Source organism: Luteimonas dalianensis (assembly GCF_049339425.1).
GTDB classification, from domain to species: domain Bacteria; phylum Pseudomonadota; class Gammaproteobacteria; order Xanthomonadales; family Xanthomonadaceae; genus Luteimonas; species Luteimonas dalianensis.
In genome coordinates this window covers 20837-37020 of sequence record NZ_JBMPPO010000001.1, presented here as the reverse complement: position 1 = coordinate 37020, position 16184 = coordinate 20837, and the positions used below count along the sequence as shown (strand labels likewise).

Genomic DNA, 16184 nt, shown 5'->3' with positions numbered 1-16184 from the left:
ATTCGCGCCCCCCTGCGGGGGCACGGGTACCTGCATGCAAAAAGGCCGGGTTGCCGGCCCCGGATCAGCCGCGCTCGCCTGCCTCTGCGCGGCGCGCCGCTTCCAGCAGCGTGCCCTGGGCCACGAGCCTGACCGCCTCGGCAACCTCGCCGTCCATCGCCCGGTCCCGATCCAGGAAGGCAATGCGCTCCCGCAGGGCCTGGTGGGCTGCCGACACCGCTGCACCGGGATGGAACGGTTCGGCGGCCGCGAGCTCGGCCCGCAACGCCTCCACTTCGTCCAGGAATCGCTGGCGGTCGCTGTGACCCTCGGGGGGGGCGCCCTGGACCTTGGCGGCGAAACCCGCCGCGTCGGTGTGGCGGGCCAGGTCGCGCGCGGCATTGATCATGTCGCGCCGCAGGTCCAGTGCCTGGGCCGCGGTGTACAACTCCAGCCCCAGCACCTTGCCCAGGTCGGCGACCATCGACAGCACGTGGCGCGCTTCATTGGCGCCCATGGACACGTGGTCCTCGGCGTTGGCGCTGGTCGGCACGGAATAGACGCTGGCCGGATGCGCGCGGGTGGCCAGGTCGTTGACGATGGCCGCGGCGGTGTACTGGACGATCATGTGGCCCGACTCGGTGCCATCCTCGTTGCCGATCAGGAACGGCGGCAGGCCGTCGCTGGTGGCCGGGTCCACGAGCTTGTTGAGCCGGCGCTCGGAGATCGAAGCCAGTACCGGGATCGCGGCCTTCACATAGCTCAGCGCCAGGGCCAGCGGCATGCCGTGGAAATGGCCGGCGGAGATCACCTGCTCCTCGACGTGCTCTGCCTGGCGGTCCGGGAACACCAGCGGGTTGTCGGTGACCGCGTTGAGTTCGATGTCGAGCACCCGGCGCGCCTGCGCGACCGCATCACGCACGGCGCCGTGCACTTGCGGGATGCAGCGCAGCGAATAGCTGTCCTGGGGCTGGTGCTTCTTGCCGCCGCGGAACGGCTTGAAGCGCTGGTAGAACTTCTCGCGCCCGTGGCGCTGGCTGGCCGGCACCCATTGCCAGCCGATGTCGAAGTTGAGGGCCTGGGCTTCGGGGGTGTCCCAGCTTTCCGGCAGCCACGGCAGGAATCTCGGGACCAGGTGGTAAGGAATGTCGGCCAGGGTGGAGCCTTCCAGCAACGCGCGCAGGCGCGCGGCGACCTCGACCTGCCCCGGGTGCGGGCGCAGCGCGTGCACCTGCCCGTCGAAGGCGCCCAGGCGGCCGGCGAAGGCGTCGATGGTCATCGCCGCGGCAAGGTCCGCCGTTTCGAGCAACCGCTCCAGCCGGTCCAGCGCAAGCACGCCCATGGCGAGCATCTGTGCGGTGCCGTTGTTGAGCGCCAGGCCCTCCTTGTACGACAGCTCGATGGGCTCGAGCCCGGCGTGACGCAGCGCGTCGGCGCCCGCCATGCGGCGGCCTTCCACGAACGCCTCGCCCCCACCCAGCAGCACGATCGCCAGGTGCGACAGCGGCGCCAGGTCTCCCGAGGCCCCCACCGACCCCAATTCGGGCACTACCGGCACCACGCCGGCGTTGAGCATCGCCGCCAGCGCCTGGAGCGTCTGCACGCGTATCCCCGAGTGGCCCTTGAGCAGTGTGTTGATGCGGATGCACAGCATCGCCCGCACCACCTCCGGCGCCATCGGCTCGCCAACGCACACCGCGTGGGTGAGGATCAGGTTCTGCTGCAGCTCGGCGTGAAGCGCGCGGCCCGAGGGCGTGGCGCCGGGCAGTTCGTCGCGCAGCGGGTGCGCGCCCAGCAGCTTGTCGGCGTTGCTGCCAAAGCCGGTGGAGACACCGTAGATCGGCTCTTCGAGGCGCACCTGCTCGGCCAGGAAGTCGGCCGCGCGCGCCACGAGTTCCAGTGCCCCGGGGTCAAGTTCGACCGAAGCACCGTTGGCGATGATCACCAGCTGCTCGCCGGTCAGTGAGGTGCCGTCAAGGCGGATGTGCTTCATGTCGCGGATCCGTTCGGGGAAGTGGAGGTCACCGGCCTTGCGCGCTGCACCCGGAGCTGCTCGCGCTCGACCTGCAGCGCGCTGGCCAGTTCGTCCTCGGCCAGTTCGAACTGCTCGCCACGACGCAGGTCCTTCACCGCCACCACGCCGCGGGCGGCTTCGTCGCCGCCGCGGATCACCACGAACCGGATCCCGGCGCGATCGGCGTATTGGAACTGGCGGGCCAGCTTGCGCGGCTCCAGCTGGGTCTCCACGTTCAATCCCGCGGCGCGCAGCTTCTGCGAGAGCGCCAGCGCGTGGTCCAGGCCCTCATCGTCGATCAGGGTCACCAGCACGTCGACCGAACTGTCCGCAAGCTCGACCAGCCCCGCCTCGCGCAGTTGCCAGAACAGCCGGGTGAGGCCAATCGAGATTCCCACGCCGGGCAGCTTCGACTTCGTGTAGTGGCTGGCCAGGTCGTCGTAGCGCCCGCCCGAGCAGATCGAGCCGATCTGCGAGTACTCGTCCAGGGTGGTCTCGTAGACCATGCCGGTGTAGTAGTCCAGGCCGCGGGCGATCGACAGGTTGATCGCGTAGTCGGTCTCCGGCACGCCCATCGCCCGGAGGCGTTCAAGCACGGCGCGCAGCTCATCGCGGCCCTCCTCGAACAGCGGCGAACCTGGCCCAAGCGCCTCCAGCTTCGCCAGCGCGTCATCGTGCCCGTTCGAGCGCACCTGCGAGAAAGCCATCAGCTTTTCCACCGCGTCGGCCGGCAGTTCGAAGCCTTCCCCGAGCAGGGTCTCGCGCACCGCGTCGGCGCCGCGCTTGTCCAGCTTGTCCAGCTCGCGCAGCACCAGCAGCTGGCGCTCGCCTTCGATACCCAGCCCTTCGAAATACCCGCGCAGCAGCTTGCGGTGGTTCATCCAGATGGTGAACCCGCCCAGCCCCAGCGCCTTGAACACCGCGTGGATCACCGCCGGGATCTCGGCGTCGTGGCGCGGCGAAAGCGAATCCTTGCCGATCACGTCGATGTCGCACTGGTAGAACTCGCGAAAGCGCCCGCGCTGGGCGCGCTCGCCGCGGTACACCCGCTGCATCTGGTAGCGGCGGAACGGGAACGCCAGGTCGTGCTCGTGCTCGGCCACGTAGCGTGCCAGCGGCACCGTCAGGTCGAAGCGCAGCGCCATGTCCGGCCGTCCACCGTCGGCTTTTTCCAGCGCACCGGTGGACTGCACGAAATACACCTGGCGCTCGGTCTCGCCGCCGGACTTGGTCAGCAGCACGTCCGACAGTTCGAACACCGGCGTCTCCACCGGCAGGAAGCCGAAGCCCTCGAAACTGCGGCGGATGGTGTCCAGCATGCGCTGGAAGGCGATCTGCTCGCGCGGCAGCAGTTCCATCACCCCGGGCGGGGTACGCGGCTTGATCAAGACAGGCTCCGAAGATACGGCGGAATGGGCCATTTTAGCCGTTCAGGCACCGCTCCCGCCCGTCTGCCCGGGCGACGGACAACAAAAAACCGGCCAGGGGCCGGTTCTTCGGTTCACCGCGATTGGTCGGGGAGACAGGATTCGAACCTGCGACCTCTACGTCCCGAACGTAGCGCTCTACCAGGCTGAGCTACACCCCGACGCGGGAAGCCGCACATTGTAATGGCGACGACTTCGGTGGGCAAGAGCCCCGGCATCCATCCGGGCAAGTTCAAGCATCCAGCGACGCCAGCCGCGCACGCAACACGTCCAGCCTCAGGTCTGCGGCGGCCCCCGGCGAAACCCGCGCCTCCAGGCTGCCGCGCGGAGTGCGTCCGGTGCCGGCGCTTTCCACCGACTGCGCCGCGGCGCGATAGGCGTCGCGGAACGGCACCCCCGCCGCGGCCTGCTCCACCGCCACGTCGGTGGCGTACATGCCGGCATCGACGGCGGCGGCCATCCGCTCCTGGTTCCAGTCCAGGTTACCGAGCAGCGCGGGCAGCAGCTCCAGCGCCGCCAGGCCGCGGCCGAAGCCGTGGAAGATCGCGCCCTTGCTGGCCTGCAGGTCGCGGTGGTAGCCCGAGGGCAGCGACAGCAGCTGCTCGATCTCGGTGCGTGCGGCCGCCACGCTCGCATGCACGGCGCGCATCAGCTCGATCACGTCGGGGTTGCGCTTGTTGGGCATGATCGAGCTGCCGGTGGTGTACTGCGCCGGCAGCGCGACGAAGCCGAACTCCGCGCTGGTGAACAGCGACAGATCCCAGGCCAGCCGGCGCAGGTCGAGCGTGGCCGAGCCCAGCGCCTCCAGCGCGGCCAGTTCGAACTTGCCACGCGAAAGCTGGGCGTAGACCGGGCTCACCTGCATGCGCGCAAACCCCAGCGCGGCGGTCGAATGGTCGCGATCCAGCGGCAGGTTCACCCCGTAGCCGGCCGCGGTGCCGAGCGGATTGCAGTCCACCAGCGCCAGCGTGTCCGCCGCGCGGCGGGCGTTGTCGATGAACGCCTCCGCCCAGCCCGCCCACCACATGCCGGCCGAGGACAGCACCGCCCGCTGCAGGTGGGTGTAGCCCGGCAGCGGCAGGCCGGCTTCCGCCTCGGCCCGATCCAGCGCGATCCGCGCGGTCTGCCGCGACAGCTCCGCCATCCGCTCCAGCTTCTCCTTCAGCCACAGCCGGGTGGCCACCAGCACCTGGTCGTTGCGGCTGCGGCCGGTGTGGATCTTCTTGCCGGCATCGCCCAGCCGCTCCACCAGCCGCGCCTCGATTGCCGAATGGCCGTCCTCGTAGCGCTCGTCGAGCACGAAGCCGCCGGCGGAAAAGTCCTTTGCCAGCCCGTCCAGCTCGTGCTCCAGCGCCTCCAGCTCGGCCGCCGACAGGATCCCGATCCGCTCCAGCCCCTGCGCGTGGGCGCGGCTGGCGCGGATGTCGTGGAGGAAGAACTCGCGATCCAGGATCACGTCGTCGCCGGCCAGGAAGGCCTGGATGCGGGCGTCGACTTCAACCCCGGGTTTTTGCCAAAGCAGATCACTCATGTCCTGTTCCTGTCATCAACATGGTCGTGCAGGAGCGCGCCATGCGCGCTCCTACACGGGGATGCCTTCGAGCTCCTTGAAGCCCAGGGCGAGGTTGAGGTTCTGCATGGCCTGGGTGGCCGCGCCCTTGAGCAGGTTGTCCAGGGTGGCGACCACCACCACCCGGCGCCCGCCCGGCGCAACGGTGAAGCCGCCCACCGCCACGCCATGGCGGCCGGCAATGCGGCTCACCCACGGCGCGTCCTCGAACACTTCCACCAGCGGCTCGCCCGCATAGTGCCTGCGGTACAGGCGCTCCACGGCGTCGCGCTCCATCGGCTCGCGCAGCCACAGGTTGACGGTCATGGTGATGCCGCGGAAGTGCGGCGCCACGTGCGGCATGAACTCCACCGGCACGCCCAGGTGCGCGGTCACCTCGCGCTCGTGGATGTGGTTGGCCAGCGCGTAGGGCATCAGGTTGTCCTGCAGCAGCGCCGGGTTGTTGCGATCCGAAGGCGTGGTGCCCGCACCCGAGTAGCCGGAGACGCCGAAGCACTGCGGCGGGCCGGCCAGCTGATCGAGCAGCGGCGCGATGGCAATCTGCATCGCGGTGGCGTAGCAGCCGGGGTTGGCGATGCGGGTGGCGCCGCGGATGGCGTCGCGGCCGCGCTCGGGCAGGCCGTACACCCACTGCGGATCAAAGCGGTGATCCGCGGACAGGTCGACGATGACCGTGCCGGGCACCTGCGCCTGGAGCGCCTCCACGAACGGCCCGCCCTTGTCGTTGGGCAGCGCCAGCACCACCGCATCGGCGCCCTGCCCGGCGACCGCGTCCGGTTCGAAGTTGCCGTAGCGCAGGTTCCCCGAAACGCCTTCCACGTGCGCCGAGACCGGCTGCCCGTCGAGCTCGCGCGAGGACACGAACGCCAGCTCCAGCCCCGGATGCGCCTCCACCAGGCGGATAAGCTCGGCCCCGGTATGCCCGCGCGCCCCGACGATGCCCACCGTCTTCGTAACCGCTGCGTTCACAGCTTCGCCTCCTCCAGGGTCGCCGGCCGCTGCATGGTGTGCTTGACGCAGGCCCGGATCACGTCGAAATCCTCCAGCCCGTACCAGAACGTCCGCCATGGGCCGTGCCGGAAGCAGCCGTCGGATTCGGCGTGGTAGAACTGGTTGACGCCGTTGCCCTGGCGCGAACGCCAGAACAGCTGCGGCGTTTCCTCGCGCATCACCTGCCACACCGCGCGCCCCAGGCCCTCGCCCTGGGCCTCGTCCAGCACCGCGAACTTGTCCAGGTAGGGCACGCCATCCACGTCGGCGAGGATCACCGCGGTGCGGTAGTTCTCGCTGACGTAGGCGCGCAGCAGCGGCGTGCGCTCGAAGTAGTCCGCCACCAGGGTGCGGCCGAAGCTGGACTCGATCAGCCCGCGCAGCCGCGGCAGATCCAGCTCGTCCCAGCGGGTGGCCCGCTGCACGCGCTCGCCGCGCCGCACCAGCGTGCCCGAACCCTTGTGGGTGAACAGCTCGCGCGCCAGCTCGGCCGGACGGGTGATCGACACCGACGACGACAGCGGCAGGTCGCCCAGCAGCTCATGGATCTGCTGGATCTTCAGGCGCATGCCGCCGTTGATCCATTCCTGCTCCATCAGGTCGTCGAACTCGGTGGACAGGTTGATCGAATCGATCACCCTGCCCTGCCGATCCAGCAGCCCGCCGGTTCCGGTCAGGAAAATGATCTTGTACGGCCGCAGCGCCCGCACCAGCTCGTTGGCGGACACGTCCGCGTTGACGTTGAGGATCTGCCCGGCGGGAGTTTCGCCCAGGCTGGCCAGCACCGGGATCGAACCGGCCTGCAGGCTGGCCTCGATCGGGGCCAGGTTCACCCGCCTGACTTCGCCCACCAGGCCCAGCGCGTCGCGATCCAGGTAATCGGCTTCGAACACGCCCCCGGTGATCGAGGTCGCGCGCGCGCCCACCTGCTGCAGCGCCTCCACCAGGGTGAGGTTGGAGGCCTGGAACACCCTGCGCACGATCGCCAGCGCCTCGGGCGTGGTCACCCGCATGCCGTCCACGGTGCGCTTTTCGATCCCCGCCGCCGCAAGCTCCGCATCCAGCTGCGGCCCGGCGCCGTGAACCACGATCGGGGTCAGCCCGACCTGCTGCAGGAAGGTCAGCGACGAGACCAGCGCCTCCAGGTCGTCGCGCAGCACCGCGCCGCCGACCTTGACCACCGCGAAGCGCTTGGCATCCAGCTGCGAGAAGCGCTTGAGGTACTGGTCGATCTCGCGGGCGCTGCCCATCGACGAGAGCAGCCGGATGATCGTCTGGCGGGTATTGGAATGGGCTTGCATGGGTCAGGCGCCCTCGCCGTTGATGATGCGTGACAGGGTGGATGCGTAGGTCTGCAGCTGATCCAGGGCGACCCACTCGTCGGCGGTGTGGGCCTGGGCGATGTCGCCCGGGCCGTACACCAGCGCGGTCATGCCGGCCTGCGAGAACAGCGAGGCCTCCGTCCAGAAATCCACCGCGTTGCCGATCGGCAGGCCCAGCGCGTCGGCCAGGTCGCGCGCCTGCAGCCTGCGCTCCTCGGCCCCGGCCACGCCGCCGGCGGGCAGCGGCGGGCCGCGGAAGGTTTCCTCGTAGCGCTCCAGGTCGCCCGGCGCCGCGAAGCCGCCGAACTGCGCGTGCAGGCCGTCCAGATCCTGCGAAGGCAGCGGCCGGAAGCCGAACCGCACCTCGGCCTCGGGCGCGATCACGTTGGCCTTGATGCCGCCTTGCACCCGGCCGATGTTGAAGCGCAGCCCGGTCATGCCGCCGAAGCGCTGGTGCCCCTGGCCGGCGGCGAAGTCCAGCGCCCGGGTGCCCCAGCGCATCGCCCGGTGCAGCGCGCTGGACTCCAGCGCCGCGGTGCCGGACGCATGCCCGGCCTCGCCGCGAAAGCGCGCCAGCACCGCCGAGATGCCCCGGTGCGCCAACACCGCCTGGCAGCCGGTCGGCTCGGCCACCACCACCTCGTCGTACGGCAATCCACGGGCAAGGAAGCCGGCGATGCAGCGCGGATCGTTGGCCTCTTCGTCGCTGGAGAACAGGAACGCGGCATCGCCGTCCCCGGCCTGGGCGGCGGTGATCAGGCCCGCGGCGGCGCCCTTGATGTCGCAGGCGCCCAGGCCGATGGCACGGCCGTCGCGCACCCGCAGGGTGAACGGATCCGCGCTCCAGTGCGGCGAATCCGGCACCGTGTCCAGGTGCACGTTGAACAGCCGCTTCGGCGTCCCCCGCACCGCCAGCAGGGAAACCGCGCCGTCACCGTGGTCGGTGACCTCGATCCCGAAGCCGGGCAGCTGCGCGCGGATGTAATCGAAGATCCCGCCGGTGCCGATCGCACGCGGCGGATTGCGGGTGTCGAACGACACCAGCGCCTGCAGGTGTTCCAGGGTGCGGCCCAGCGCTTCGTTCACCGGTTCACCTGCGCCCACAGCGTGCTGCTCATGCCGAACAGCTTGATGAAGCCCTCGGCCTCCTCCACGCCCCAGTCGGCCGACTGCGCGTAGGTGGCGCCGCTGCTGGCCAGGATATGCGGCGAGCGGATCGCGACCGCATCCACGCGCCCGCCCGTGCTGCGCAGCACGACCTCACCGTTGACCGTCGCCTGCGAGGAGGCCAGGAACGCCTCCAGGTCGGTCTTGAGCGGATCGTGGAAGAAGCCCTCGTACACCAGCTCCACCCACTTGCGCGCGACCTCGGGCTTGAAGCGGTTCTGGTGCTTGCTCAGCACCGCCTCCTCCAGCGCCCGGTGCGCGGTGAGCAGCGCCACCAGGCCCGGCGCCTCGTACACGATCCGGCCCTTGAGGCCGATCACGGTGTCACCGGTGTACATGCCCCGGCCCACGCCGTAGGACGCGAACAGCTTGTTGAGCCGGGCCAGGATCTCGTGGCCTTCAAGCGCGTTGCCGTCCAGTTCCACCGCCTCGCCGTGCTGGAAGCGCAGCGACACCGTCAGCGCTTCCTCCGGCCAGGCGCTGCGCGGCGCGCACCAGCCGCGCGCGCCCTTGCCCGGCTCGTCCCATTCGTCGATCTCGCCGCCCGACATGGTCACCCCGAGCAGGTTCTCGTTGATGGTGTAGGCCATCTGCCTGGCCTGCACGCCGAAGCCGCGCTCGGCCAGGTACGCCTGCTCGTAGGCGCGGGTCTGGGTGTGCTCCTTCTGGATCTCGCGGATCGGCGCCACCACCCGGTAGTCGCCCGAGGCCTTGACCGCCAGGTCGAAGCGCACCTGGTCGTTGCCCATGCCGGTGCAGCCGTGGGCGATGGCATTCGTGCCCAGCTCCTTCGCCCGCGCCAGCGCGGCATCGACGATCAGGTAGCGGTCCGACACCAGCAGCGGGTACTGGCCCTGGTAGCCCTCGCCCGCCCACACGAACGGCTTGACGAATCCGCCCCAGATCGCCGGCCCGCCATCTATGGTGAGGTGGCTGGCCACGCCCAGCTCTTCGGCGCGCTTCTCGATCGCCTCGCGCTCGGCGGCATCGACGCCGCCGGTGTCGGCGAACACGGTGTGCACGTTCCAGCCCTGCTCCTTCAGCCAGGGCACGCAGAAGCTGGTGTCCAGCCCGCCGGAGAAGGCGAGGACGATGTCTTTGGATTCGGAAGCGGTCATTTCAGTACTCGTGGGGGTCTTCAGGAATTGGTTTTTGCGAGCGCGGCCATCACCGCTTTCTGCACGTGCAGGCGGTTCTCGGCCTCGTTCACTGCGATGCAGGCGGGCGAATCCATCACCGCATCGGTGGCCTTGACGTTGCGCCGCAGCGGCAGGCAGTGGCTGAAGACCGCATTGTTGGTCAGCGCCATCTTGGCCTCGTCGACGATGAAGTGCCTGTAGCGTTCGCGAATGGGTTTCTCCGGCTCCCAGTTGCCGAAGTACGGCAGCGCGCCCCAGCTCTTGGCGTACACCACGTCGGCGCCGGCGTAGGCGCTCTCGATGTCGTGGCTGACGTCGAGCGAGCCGCCGCTCTCGGCCACGTTGTCGCGCGCCCACTGCATGTAGCGCTCGTCCAGCACGTAGTCCGCGGTCGGGCACAGCAGGGTCACGTCCATGCCCATGCGGGTGGCGATGGTCAGCGCCGAGTTGGCCACCGCGGTGTTGAGCGGTTTGGGATGGTACGTCCAGGTCAGCACGTACTTCTTCCCGCGCAGGTCGGGCGTGCCGAAGTGCTCCTGCAGCGCCAGCGCATGCGCCAGCTCCTGGCAGGGGTGGGTGATGGTTTCCATGTTGATCACCGGCACCGGCGAGTACTTCGCGAACGCCTTGAGCACCAGATCCTGGCGGTCATGCTGCCAGTCGACGAACTTCGGGAACGCGCGCACCCCGATCAGGTCCACGTAGCGCCCCAGCACCCGCGCGACCTCCGCGATGTGCTCCTCGGCGTCGCCGTCCATCACCGTGCCCGGCGCGAACTCGATCGGCCACGCGTCCTTGCCCGGCTGCAGCACGATCGCGTGCCCGCCCAGGTGGAAGGCGCCCAGCTCGAAGCTGGTGCGGGTGCGCATGGACGGGTTGAAGAACACCAGCGCGATCGAACGCCCGCGCAGGTGGTCGCCCAGCGGCTCGCGCTTGAAACGTGCGGCTTCGGCCAGCAGCGCGTCGATGCCGGCGCGCGACCAGTCCTGGGTATTGAGGAAGTGCCTGGGAAGGTTCATCGATGGAGTCCTTGGAAACGAAAAAACCCGGCGCCGGGGCCGGGTTCATGCATGAAACTCGAGATGGCGAGCTCCGGCTACCCAGCGCGTTGGCAGGCTTCCGGTCGGCGCGCGCGCGAGGTCATCCCCGCCGCCATGCGGGCGGAGGTCAGGATGCGGGCGTCGGCGCACAGCAGGTTCATTCGGACGATCTTCTCACGCGAAGGGCGGCACCACAAGCGGGCGCGGCGCGCTCACGGATCGGGGCTGACCACCGGGGTCACCGAGACCCGCACCCGCACCCGGTTGCCGGGGTCGTACGGCATCCGCGAGCGGTAGGTGACCCCGCGGTGCACGTAGTCCACGTCGTAGCCGATCGGGCGCCGGAACTCGCGCTCCACCGGCACCATCCGGCACTCGGCGCCGTCATGCGCGTCCTCTTCCCCGTCGTCTTCGGTCGGCGTGAGCACGTCGCGCACCGCGCCCACCACCCGCGACAGGCCGCGGCGCTCGGGCTCGCCGGCCACCGGACTGACCGGATCGCAGCGCTCGACCATGCTGGTGGCACGCAGGGTCTGGAACACCGGCTCGGCGGCCAGCACCCGGGCGAATTCGATCCTGACGTTTTCCTGCGGCGCTACGACCGGCGGCGGAGGCAGCGACAGTCCCTCCTCCTGCGCCGCATCGGCCGGCTCCTGCGCGACCACCCCACCCGCTGCGGCCAGCAGGGCGCAGGCGAGGAGACGCAATGGCAGGCGGGTTCGCGGCATCGGGCCCGGACGGCAGGATTGACCGGCAAGTTTAGGCGCTGGCCGCCAGCGGCTGCTGAACCGGCGCTGTCGTGATCGTTCCCCGGCCGATAGAATCGCGTTCCCCACCCTGCCCACGGCCGCATCACGCAATGAGCCTGCGCCTCTACAACTCTCTGACCCGCCGGATCGAGGCTTTCGAGGCGATCGACCCGGCGTGCCCGACGATGTACGTGTGCGGGCCCACGGTCTACAACTACGTGCACATCGGCAACGCGCGCGGGCCGGTGGTGTTCGGGGTGCTGGCCGACCTGCTGCGGCGCCGCCACGGCGCGCTGCGCTACGCCCGCAACATCACCGACATCGACGACAAGATCAACGCCGCCGCGGGCGAGGCCGGAGTGCCGATCTCCAACATCACCGGCCGCTTCACCGCCGCCTACCGCGAGGACATGGCCGCCCTTGGCGTCGCCCCGCCGGACATCGAACCGGAGGCGACCGCCCACGTCGGCGAGATCCTGGAGATGATCGGGCAGCTGGTGGAAAGCGGCCACGCCTACGCCGCCGAGGGCCACGTGCTGTTCGCCGTCGGCAGCTTCCCGGGCTACGGCAAGCTCTCGCGCCGCGACACCGACGAAATGCTGGCGGGCGCCCGCATCGACGTCGCTCCGTACAAGCGTGACCCGGGCGACTTCGTGCTGTGGAAACCCTCCAGTGACGACCTGCCCGGCTGGGATTCGCCCTGGGGCCGCGGCCGCCCGGGCTGGCACATCGAATGCTCGGCCATGGCCGCCGCCCACCTGGGCGAGACCATCGACATCCACGCCGGCGGCGTCGACCTGCAGTTCCCCCACCACGAGAACGAGATCGCCCAGAGCGAATGCGCCCACGGCGGACGCACCTTCGCCCGCTACTGGCTGCACAACGGCATGCTGACCCTGGGCGGCTCGAAGATGTCCAAGTCGGTGGGCAACATCGCCAAGGTGCGCGACCTGCTGGCCGAACACCCCGCCGAGGCCCTGCGCTACGCCCTGCTGTCGGCCCACTACCGGCAGCCGCTGGACTGGTCGGACGGGCTGATCGAACAGTCCGCACGCACCCTGGATCGCCTGTACGCCACCCTGCGCGACCTGGCGGACGTCGAGGCCGGGCCGGCAATCCCCGCGTCCATCGAAGCCGCGCTGGACGAAGACCTCAACACCCCGCAGGCGCTGGCCGACCTGGCGCGCCTCGCCGGCGAGGCGCGCAGGGCCGGCGACGAGGCCTCGCGCCGGACGGCCAAGGCCGCGCTGCTCGGTGCCGGGCTTGCACTGGGCCTGCTGCAGCAGGCGCCGGAAGCATGGTTCGCCGTCGTCGCCGCCGGCGACGACGACGCCCGCATCCAGACGCTGGTGGACGAGCGCAGCGAAGCCAAGAAGAACCGCGACTTCGCCCGCGCCGACGCCATCCGCGACCAGCTCGCCGCCGAAGGCATTGCCCTGGAGGACACCCCGCAGGGCGTGCGCTGGGTGCGCAAGCGCAGCTGAGCCCCGGCCGCGCGGGCAATACCGGCTTTCTGCGACAATAGCGGGCTTGATCCGAACCGCGGCCGCCCGGCCGCCGCCCGCGCAGTGACCGACTCCCCCTTCCCGCTCGAACCCACCCCCGACGCCGCCCAGGCCGCCATCCGCGACGAGTTCGCGTTCTTCGGCGACTGGTCGGAGCGCTACCAGTACCTGATCGACCTGGGCCGCAAGCTGCCCGCCTTCCCCGAGCAGGCCAGGGTCGAAGACAACCGCCTGCACGGCTGCCAGTCCATGGTCTGGATCGTCGCCTCCGGCGACGCCTCGCGGCTGGACTTCAGCGCCATCAGTGATTCGGCCATCGTCTCGGGCCTCATTTACCTCACCCTGCGGGTGTACTCGGGCCGCAGCGCCGAGGAAATCCTGGCCACCGAGCCCGGCTTCATCGCCGACATCGGCCTGGCCAAGCACCTGTCCCCGACCCGCAGCAACGGCCTGGCCGCCCTGCTGGCCTGGATCCGCGACCACGCCGCCAGCGCCGCCGGCAGGTGAACGCGGCCGCGGCCAGCCGCGCCGCACCGCTGCGCAACCGCAACTTCCGCGCCCTGCTGGGCTACCGGATCTGCACCATCCTGTCCTACCAGATGGTGGCGGTCACGGTCGGCTGGCACGTCTACGAGCTGACCCGCAACCCGTGGATGCTGGGCCTGATCGGCCTGGCCGAGGTGCTGCCCTACTTCTGCGTGGCCCCGTTCGCCGGCTACCTGGTCGACCACCTGCCGCGGCGCAGGCTGGGCATGGTCGCCTGCGCCGGCCTGGCCGTGACCCCGCTGCTGCTGGTCGCCATCACCCAGGGCTGGCTCGGCGACGGCGTATGGAAGATCTACGCCGCCATCGTCCTCACCGGCGCCGTGCGCTCCTTCCTCGGCCCGGTCTACAACGCGCTCTTCGCCCGGGTGCTGCCGCGCGAGCAGTTCGTGCACGGCGCCAGCCTGGGCAGCATCGTGTTCCAGTCGGCCATGGTGCTGGGGCCGGCGATTGGCGGCCTGCTGGTGGGCTGGGCCGGCATGAGCGTGGCCTACGGCCTGGCGGCAGGCTTCGCCCTGCTCGCGGTGCTCGCCCTGGCGCGGATGCAGGTGACCGAACCGGCGCCGCAGCTGCAGCGCGGGCCGGTGCTGGCCAGCATCGCCGAAGGCGCGCGGTTCGTGTTCGGCCACCAGATCCTGCTCGGCGCGCTCGCCCTGGACATGTTCGCGGTCCTGTTCGGCGGCGCCATCTCGCTGGCCCCTGCGTTCATCCGCGAAATCCTCGACTACGGCCCCGAAGGCCTCGGCATCCTGCGTGCCGCGCCCGCACTGGGCGCGGTGGCGATGGGCATCTGGCTCGCCCGCCGCCCGATCCAGCGCAACGCCGGCCGCGCCCTGCTGGTCGCGGTGGCGTGCTTCGGCCTGTGCATCATCGGCTTCGGGCTGTCCAAGGCGTTCTGGCTGTCGGCGTTCTTCCTGCTGCTTTCCGGCATGTGCGACGGGGTCTCGGTGGTGCTGCGCTCGACCATCATGCAGCTGGCCACCCCGGACGAGATGCGCGGGCGGGTGTCGTCGATCAACGGGCTGTTCGTGGGTTCGTCCAACGAGCTCGGCGCGTTCTATGCCGGCTCCATGGCGCGCTTGCTGGGTCTGGTGCCGGCGGTGGTGTTGGGTGGTTTTGTGACCATGAGCGTTGTCGCGACTACCGCCCTCAAGGCGCCGAAGCTGCGCAAGCTTGACCTGCGCGATCTTCGGTAGCTTCTCTGCTGCCATGTCCGGGCTTCGGTGGGACGCCGCGCCCTGCCGGCGGGGGTATCGCTTTTCGCGCGGCGGGACATCCTGTCCCGACGCGCGCGCAATACATCCATGTATTGCTTGTCGCGATACCCCCGCCGGCAGGTCACGGCTCACCCGACGTCGGGGACGGCTCTTCTTCCAAACGCCACAACGCGGTATCCGGGCCGTCGGGGCAGCCCTTGGCGGGACTGTCTGCGCCATGGATGGCGCAGGCAAGCCCCCATGGACGGATTTACGGCGTGTCCCGCCAAGGGCTGCCCCGACGGCCTGCCCGCGAACCCATGCCTCCGTCCCTCATCGGTCGAGGCGCACAAAAAAACCCCGCCGAAGCGGGGTTCTGTTTCGTAGCGGAAACCGGAAGCCTCAGTCGCCCATCTGCTTCTGCAGGTGCTCCCAGCGCTCCTGCGCATCGATGGTGCGCTCGGCCTGCGGACGCGCCTCCAGGCGCTCCAGGCCGATCTCCTCGCCCGTGTCCACGCAGTAACCGTAGTCACCCTCGTCCACCCGGCGGATGATGCTCTCGATCTTGCTGATCAGCTTGCGGTAACGGTCACGGGTGCGAAGCTCGAGCGCGTTCTCCGTCTCCCGGCTCGCGCGCTCCGCCTCGTCGCCCACGTCCCGCACCTCGTCGCGCAGGTTCTCGATCGTCTGCCGCGACTCCTCCACCAGCTCCTCGCGACGGGCCATCAGCTTCTGCCGGAAATACTCCAGCTGCAGCGGATTCATGTACTCCTCCGCCGCATCGGGCCTGTAACCCGACGGCAGGATCGGACGCCCCGTCTCCTTGTCAACCTTGTACGCCACTTCTTTGTACCTCTTCTTCGGTGCCGGCGCCGGTGCGCGGGAAGGAACCGCGACCGCGACCTTGGCACCCTTGCGGATCGGCGAAGGCGCGGCCGACGCGGCCTGGGCCCTGGTCGCCTTCTTCGCCGGCGCCGCCGCCTTCTTCTTCGCCGGCGCCTTGGCGGCAGGCTGCTTCACAGCCGCCTTCTTCGCCGGCGCCGACGTGCTCTTGACCGGCCCGGTCTTGGCCGGGGACTTCTTCACCGCGGCCTTCTTCACCGCAGGCTGTTTGGCGGGCGCCTTCGGCGCTGCCGTCTTGCTGGCGGCCGCAGCCTTCTTCAGCCCGACCTTCTTCACTGTAGCCTTCTTCACCGCGGCCTTCTTCACAGGCGCCTTGGCGGCTGCCTTTTTCGCGACGGCCTTCTTCACCGGGGTCTTCTTCACAGCCGCCTTCTTCGCCGGCGCCGCCTTCCTGGCCGGAGCCTTCTTCGCCACCGCCTTCTTTGCCGGCGTCCTGGCCGCGGCCGCCTTCTTCACCGCCGGCTTGCGGGCGGAAGTCTTCTTGGCGGGCGCCTTCTTGGCGGTCTTCTTGACGGTTTTCTTGGTGGCCACTGCTCAGGTTCCTGCTACGGATTCCCTTGGTGCGGGAAGGCGCGCTGTTATACCCTGCAAAGGCCGCAGCGGCAACCACGCCCCCTTTTTTTCCGCTGCCTTCAAAGCC

13 protein-coding genes and 1 tRNA gene are annotated in these 16184 nt (G+C 69.8%); 3 read left to right on the top strand and 11 right to left on the bottom strand.

The genetic code is table 11. The features are described from left to right. Positions 1 to 64: 64 nt before the first annotated feature. From ACOZ90_RS00180 to ACOZ90_RS00135, 10 genes are all read right to left on the bottom strand, one after another. Complete coding sequence (locus ACOZ90_RS00180) at positions 65 to 1972, bottom strand: HAL/PAL/TAL family ammonia-lyase (protein WP_422891615.1); 1908 nt, start codon at positions 1970 to 1972, stop codon at positions 65 to 67. Continuing rightward, positions 1969 to 3381 (bottom strand): histidine--tRNA ligase, encoded by a 1413-nt coding sequence (hisS, locus tag ACOZ90_RS00175; protein WP_422891614.1) that lies wholly within the window; start codon positions 3379 to 3381, stop codon positions 1969 to 1971. The genes ACOZ90_RS00180 and hisS overlap by 4 nt, the downstream gene beginning before the upstream one ends. Positions 3382 to 3504: 123 nt before the next feature. Continuing rightward, positions 3505 to 3581 (bottom strand) — tRNA-Pro (locus tag ACOZ90_RS00170). A 71-nt stretch (positions 3582 to 3652) separates the two neighbouring features. Beyond that, positions 3653 to 4951 (bottom strand): argininosuccinate lyase, encoded by a 1299-nt coding sequence (gene argH, locus ACOZ90_RS00165; RefSeq protein ID WP_422891613.1) that lies wholly within the window; start codon positions 4949 to 4951, stop codon positions 3653 to 3655. Between the two features lie 51 nt (positions 4952 to 5002). Then, the gene (gene argC / locus ACOZ90_RS00160) at positions 5003 to 5959 is read right to left on the bottom strand and encodes an N-acetyl-gamma-glutamyl-phosphate reductase (RefSeq protein WP_422891612.1); all 957 of its coding nucleotides are present in this window, start codon (positions 5957 to 5959) and stop codon (positions 5003 to 5005) included. Beyond that, a complete protein-coding gene (locus tag ACOZ90_RS00155; RefSeq protein WP_422891611.1) occupies positions 5956 to 7281 on the bottom strand; it encodes an acetylglutamate kinase in 1326 nt (441 codons plus the stop codon). The genes argC and ACOZ90_RS00155 overlap by 4 nt, the downstream gene beginning before the upstream one ends. Positions 7282 to 7284: 3 nt before the next feature. Next, entirely contained in the window at positions 7285 to 8388 is a 1104-nt protein-coding gene (locus ACOZ90_RS00150) for an acetylornithine deacetylase (protein ID WP_422891610.1), read from the bottom strand. Next, a complete protein-coding gene (locus ACOZ90_RS00145) occupies positions 8385 to 9587 on the bottom strand; it encodes an argininosuccinate synthase (protein ID WP_422891609.1) in 1203 nt (400 codons plus the stop codon). The genes ACOZ90_RS00150 and ACOZ90_RS00145 overlap by 4 nt, the downstream gene beginning before the upstream one ends. A 20-nt stretch (positions 9588 to 9607) precedes the next feature. After that, positions 9608 to 10627, bottom strand: a complete 1020-nt coding sequence (locus ACOZ90_RS00140; RefSeq protein ID WP_422891608.1) for an N-acetylornithine carbamoyltransferase — start codon at positions 10625 to 10627, stop codon at positions 9608 to 9610. 233 nt (positions 10628 to 10860) lie between these two features. Then, positions 10861 to 11376 (bottom strand): hypothetical protein, encoded by a 516-nt coding sequence (locus ACOZ90_RS00135; protein WP_422891607.1) that lies wholly within the window; start codon positions 11374 to 11376, stop codon positions 10861 to 10863. Positions 11377 to 11507: 131 nt separating this feature from the next. On the opposite strand from ACOZ90_RS00135, the gene cysS reads away from it, so the two are divergent. The 3 genes from cysS to ACOZ90_RS00120 all read left to right on the top strand — a co-directional run bounded on the left by cysS (position 11508) and on the right by ACOZ90_RS00120 (position 14641). After that, positions 11508 to 12881 (top strand): cysteine--tRNA ligase, encoded by a 1374-nt coding sequence (cysS, locus tag ACOZ90_RS00130; RefSeq protein ID WP_422891606.1) that lies wholly within the window; start codon positions 11508 to 11510, stop codon positions 12879 to 12881. An 84-nt stretch (positions 12882 to 12965) separates the two neighbouring features. Next, entirely contained in the window at positions 12966 to 13409 is a 444-nt protein-coding gene (locus tag ACOZ90_RS00125) for a SufE family protein (protein ID WP_422891605.1), read from the top strand. Beyond that, positions 13406 to 14641: an MFS transporter gene (locus tag ACOZ90_RS00120; RefSeq protein WP_422891604.1), complete on the top strand. Its 1236-nt coding sequence runs from the start codon at positions 13406 to 13408 to the stop codon at positions 14639 to 14641. Before ACOZ90_RS00125 ends, ACOZ90_RS00120 begins: the two co-directional genes overlap by 4 nt. Before the next feature lie 402 nt (positions 14642 to 15043). Here the strand turns inward: ACOZ90_RS00120 and dksA are convergent, their stop codons facing one another. Continuing rightward, a complete protein-coding gene (gene dksA / locus ACOZ90_RS00115; protein WP_422891603.1) occupies positions 15044 to 16075 on the bottom strand; it encodes an RNA polymerase-binding protein DksA in 1032 nt (343 codons plus the stop codon). Positions 16076 to 16184: the final 109 nt, after the last annotated feature.

What these genes read in the sequence shown, in the direction of transcription:
- ACOZ90_RS00180 (WP_422891615.1), bottom strand. Translation starts at nt 1,972, where the DNA reads ATGAAGCACATCCGCCTTGACGGCACCTCACTGACCGGCGAGCAGCTG.
- argH (WP_422891613.1), bottom strand. Translation starts at nt 4,951, where the DNA reads ATGAGTGATCTGCTTTGGCAAAAACCCGGGGTTGAAGTCGACGCCCGC.
- ACOZ90_RS00155 (WP_422891611.1), bottom strand. Translation starts at nt 7,281, where the DNA reads ATGCAAGCCCATTCCAATACCCGCCAGACGATCATCCGGCTGCTCTCG.
- ACOZ90_RS00145 (WP_422891609.1), bottom strand. Translation starts at nt 9,587, where the DNA reads ATGACCGCTTCCGAATCCAAAGACATCGTCCTCGCCTTCTCCGGCGGG.
- ACOZ90_RS00140 (WP_422891608.1), bottom strand. Translation starts at nt 10,627, where the DNA reads ATGAACCTTCCCAGGCACTTCCTCAATACCCAGGACTGGTCGCGCGCC.
- ACOZ90_RS00135 (WP_422891607.1), bottom strand. Translation starts at nt 11,376, where the DNA reads ATGCCGCGAACCCGCCTGCCATTGCGTCTCCTCGCCTGCGCCCTGCTG.
- cysS (WP_422891606.1), top strand. Translation starts at nt 11,508, where the DNA reads ATGAGCCTGCGCCTCTACAACTCTCTGACCCGCCGGATCGAGGCTTTC.